Raw genomic sequence first — 551 nt, 5'->3', positions numbered from 1 at the left:
GCTGGTCGACACGATGATCGTCGACGGCCTGTGGGACGTGTACAACCAGTACCACATGGGCATCACGGCGGAGAACGTCGCGAAGGAATACGGGATCACGCGCGAAGAGCAGGACGCGTTCGCGGCGTTGTCGCAGAACAAGGCGGAAGCGGCGCAGAAGGCCGGCCGCTTCGACGATGAAATCGTGCCGGTGGCGATTCCGCAACGCAAGGGCGAGCCGCTGCAGTTCGCCACCGACGAATTCGTGCGTCACGGCGTGACGGCGGAATCGCTGGCCGGGCTGAAGCCGGCGTTCTCGAAGGACGGCTCGGTGACGGCGGCGAACGCGTCGGGGCTGAACGACGGCGCGGCGGCGGTGCTGGTGATGTCGGCGCAGAAGGCGGCGGCACTCGGCCTGACGCCGCTGGCGCGGATCAAGGCATACGCGAACGCGGGCGTGGATCCGAGCGTGATGGGGATGGGCCCGGTGCCGGCATCGCGCCGGTGCCTGGAGCGCGCGGGCTGGACGCCGGGCGACCTGGACCTGATGGAGATCAACGAGGCATTCGCGG

At 68.8% G+C, this 551-nt stretch carries 1 pseudogene; it reads left to right on the top strand.

Annotated elements, in window-relative coordinates:
• Window positions 1-551, top strand: a pseudogene (locus tag CFB40_RS37615) (acetyl-CoA C-acetyltransferase); the annotation flags it as partial.

This window comes from Burkholderia sp. AU31652, assembly GCF_002223155.1.
Taxonomy (GTDB): domain Bacteria; phylum Pseudomonadota; class Gammaproteobacteria; order Burkholderiales; family Burkholderiaceae; genus Burkholderia.
Note: the sequence above shows the minus strand (reverse complement) of the source record. Positions and strands in the feature narration are given on the sequence as shown.